3 protein-coding genes are annotated in these 3381 nt (G+C 46.9%); 1 reads left to right on the forward strand and 2 read right to left on the reverse strand.

The window, feature by feature from the left end:
• A partial coding sequence (locus tag V7Z60_RS09380; protein ID WP_334117551.1) for an ATP-binding cassette domain-containing protein occupies positions 1-860 on the reverse strand: 860 nt, incomplete at its 3' end.
• A gap of 167 nt (positions 861-1027) precedes the next feature.
• On the opposite strand from V7Z60_RS09380, the gene V7Z60_RS09385 reads away from it, so the two are divergent.
• Positions 1028-1357 carry a putative quinol monooxygenase gene (locus tag V7Z60_RS09385; protein WP_334117552.1) on the forward strand — a complete coding sequence of 110 codons (330 nt, stop codon included), beginning with the start codon at positions 1028-1030 and terminating at the stop codon, positions 1355-1357.
• A gap of 137 nt (positions 1358-1494) precedes the next feature.
• On the opposite strand, the gene V7Z60_RS09390 is transcribed toward V7Z60_RS09385, so the two are convergent.
• Positions 1495-2829, reverse strand: a complete 1335-nt coding sequence (locus tag V7Z60_RS09390) for an MATE family efflux transporter (protein ID WP_334117553.1) — start codon at positions 2827-2829, stop codon at positions 1495-1497.
• Between the last annotated feature and the right edge of the window lie 552 nt (positions 2830-3381).

Genomic DNA, 3381 nt, shown 5'->3' on the forward strand with positions numbered 1-3381 from the left:
CCTGAAACGTCCATTCCGTTCAAACAGTTCACCAACGTTGATTTTCCGGCACCTGTTGCTCCTAAAACCGCAACGAGCGAGCCCTGCTTGATGTCAAATCTGATGTCTTTCAGCAAAACCAGCTTTTCCTTGCCGTTCGGCACGACTTTTTGATTAATGTCGATTGAAAGAATCGTTTTCTTGTTCGCCAAGTACTCCTCTGTGCTGATTTTGTCCGCTTGTTCAGCTTCCAAATTTTTGGATTTCAAGGCAGCTTCAATCTGCTTGCGCTCTTCTTCCAGTTCAGCAAGCCTCTTGGCATACTTTAATTCTTTTTTGTCGAGAATCAGACTGACAATTGCGCGCTTAATTAGTCCAAAAACAACCAGAATTGCCAAGGAAGCCAGTGCAGACGCCAGCATATCCGAGCCGATCACATTTTTGAACGGTGCCGTTATTATGCCAAATGCAGAGGCGTACAACTCAACGAAACGCTTCGTAGTTCCTAAATCGCTGCCAAACAAAACGTTAAGCACCAAATAGTTGCCCAATACCAGATAATAAAAAGCATAATAAACTATTATCTGAGCAAGATATGCCAACAACTGAATCAACATGATTACCGAAAGCGGTCCGGCAATCAGCGGCATCAAGACTCTTAAAACAAAGCCTTTGTCCTTCGTGAATCTCCTGACAAATCTCGGAATTGTCCAAAAACTCTTGAAGACTTTCTTGCACAATTCATAAAAAATCGGAAATCCAAACACCTTGCAATTTCTGCGAAGCTTGTTAATGTCATTGTTAACGTTCCGTATGTCGGCACGATTGCCGTCATACATCTGCAGACATTCTTCACGGCTGTATCCTTTATCATCATCCACGTCAAAATTCCTCCAAATTTAAAATTTCCCCAATTTTAAAGACAGCGCAAGTATAGCAAAAAAGATAATGTCTTTCCAGTCTGATTTTCCCTTACGAAAAAAGTCTCTTGATTGTACTGCCGGGAATTCTTATAATTATGGTGAAACTTAGATTGCGAGGTTGATTCATGAGTATTACAGTCAATATTTACTATACAGGAACGGGCGATTCGGCCCTGAAATTCGTCAGGGAAATGGTTGACAGCGGAACGGTTGACAGGATTCGCAAAGTGCCGGGCAATCTGCGCTATGAATACTTCGTTCCGGTTGACGACTGTCAGACGGTTCTGCTGATTGACAGCTGGAAGGATCAGGCTTCCATCGACCGTCACCACGCCTCTCCGATGATGTCAAAAATTGCGGAATTAAGGGACAAGTACGATTTGCACATGAAAGTGGAACGCTACGTCGATGACGACGGGATTCCGGAATCAGATGACAGATTCATCAGAAAATAACATTTAAAGAGGGTCTCATCTGCAGCGGATCTGCTGCAGAAAAGGCCCTCTTTTCAGACATCAGAAAACAATCCCCCTGTCCGTGGATGGTTTCCGGATTCTCTCACTGCATTTGACAGAATTGATCAGAATAAAATCTACAATGCCTTCCTTTTCTTCAGGATGAACATGAACGAAACGCACAGAACAAGCTGCAAAACAGATGACATCGGCGTTGCAAGCCCGATATGAAACAATGAAGGATGAGCTTCGAGACTCATCAGATAGGAAACCGGCACTCTGACCATGAAGGCCCCGAGAATTCCCTGAAGCATGACGAATCTCGTCCTGCCGATTCCATTGTAGAATCCGGTGTAGCAAAAGAAGACTGCCGTAAACAGGCAGTCGATGGCATAGGCCTTGAGATACTCAAAGGCCGCCTGCACGACTTTTCCGTCGGAAGAAAAAATTCCCGCCAGGACATTGCCGTGGAAAAACGTGACTGCAAACATGACAATGCCGATGGCAAAGGAAACCGCAGTCCCGTAATGCAATGCCTTCCTTGCGCGGTCCATCCTTCCCGCACCGAAGTTCTGAGCCACGAAGGCTGAAATCGACTGCATGAATGCCGAGGAAATCAACATGATGAATGCGCAGACCTTTTCAGCCACGCCGACTCCGGCTGATGCGACGACGCCCATGCCGTTCACGATTGCAAGAATTATCAGAAACGAAATGCTGACGAGCAGATCCTGCAGTGCAATCGGGGCTCCGAAGCCAATCATTTTGCGCAGGTGCTTCCTGCAGATTCTGAGATCCTCCCTGCAAAAGTCAAACGGAAGCTTCCTTCCCTTAATGATCCACAGGGAAATAATCACGCTCATGATCTGGGCAAATACAGTGGCGACTGCCGCTCCCTTCGCTCCCATCTGAAATCCCGCACATAGGATCATGTCACCGGCAACGTTGAAGATGCTGGCAATTGCGACCGTAATCAGCGGAGTCCTGGAATCCCCGATTCCCCTGAAGATGCAGCCGATGAGATTATAAGCTACAATCACCAGCATTCCGCTGCCGCAGATTCTGATGTAGTCAACCGTCTGTTCAAACGCCTCTGCAGGAGCGTTCATGATTCTGCCGACCTGAGGTGCAAAAATCAGCAGGGCAAGTGACATGAATACGGCAATTGCCGTAAACATCAGGACTGCGGTTCCGACAGTCCTGCCTCCCTCTGCTCTTTTTCCGCCGCCAATCTGCTGTCCAAGCAGGATGGTCGTCCCCATCGCAAAGCTGCTGACCAGACTTGTCAGCGTCGCCATAATCTGCGATCCGGTGGACACCGCCGAAACATCTGCCGATGACGCGAACTTACCGACAATCATCAGGTCAATTGCACCGTACATGGCCTGCAGAAAAAGCGCCAGCAAGACGGGCAGTGCAAACGAAAGCAGCGGCTGCAGGATTTTTCCGTCTGTAAAAGATGATTCTTCCATTAACTATTCCTCCAGTCATAAAAAAAAGCCGGACAAGAAAACAGACGTTTCAGTCTGTCATCTTATCCAGCTGTTGTTTCCAAAATGAACAAGTCACCCTCCGATGAACGCTGACAAGTATACTATATGCCTGCATTAATGTCAATCGGACAATGCGGTTTACCAGAATCAAAGCTGCAGTCGCTCCTGCCTTCTCCGACACCGCAGATTTTCATAAATTTTACGAACACAAAAAAACTCCTTTTTCACATTTGAATTGAACGAAATGCCGAACAAAGGAGGGTGCAGGCCGACTGATCTTGTCCGGCATTCTTTCAGTTTTGAGACATGAAAACCTTGTTTTTTTAAATGCAGTGCTGAGAATCGCCTGCCCAGTCAGGGCGACAAGGCAGGATTACGGCAAGGTGTGAGAAGCAGCGGTTATGAGCCCGTAAATTCCGGCTCCCGATATCAGTGAACTGTGCAGAACAGCCGGTATAACCAGAGATGCATACTATAAGTGGCTCAAACGTGGAACAAGTAATCATCAGCAGGAACAGTCAGACCTTCTTT

Source organism: Ligilactobacillus sp. (assembly GCF_036846325.1).
Taxonomy (GTDB): domain Bacteria; phylum Bacillota; class Bacilli; order Lactobacillales; family Lactobacillaceae; genus Ligilactobacillus.